The following is a 325-nucleotide window of genomic DNA, read 5'->3' as shown; positions in this document are numbered from 1 at the left end:
GCCGTACTCCTGGCGGATCATGCCGAACTCGCCGAGCGTGATGTCTTGCGGCTTGATACCGTTGGCCTTCGCCCACTCCTCGACGGTCTTGAAAGGCGCATTCATCACGCCGATGAGCTTCTGGGGCGTGTCCATGGCGGCGACCTGCTCGTCGAGATAGGCAAGCATGCCGCCGCGGCGCGTCCATGGCGCCTCGGCCTTGATCCCGTCGCGGATCGTCTCCAGCGCCACATCGAGCTGCGTCTGCGGTACGGCCGTCAGCGGAAAGGGCAGGCCGGTGACATAGCGGATGAAGTCGCCGGCCCAGGTCGCGCCCTGATGGGTG

General features: G+C 66.2%; 1 pseudogene. It reads right to left on the bottom strand.

Annotated elements, in window-relative coordinates:
- Positions 1-325: pseudogene (locus EN862_RS35375) on the bottom strand (glycosyl hydrolase); the annotation flags it as partial.

The organism is Mesorhizobium sp. M2E.F.Ca.ET.219.01.1.1, assembly GCF_004016445.2.
Lineage (GTDB): Bacteria > Pseudomonadota > Alphaproteobacteria > Rhizobiales > Rhizobiaceae > Mesorhizobium.
Note: the sequence above shows the minus strand (reverse complement) of the source record. Positions and strands in the feature narration are given on the sequence as shown.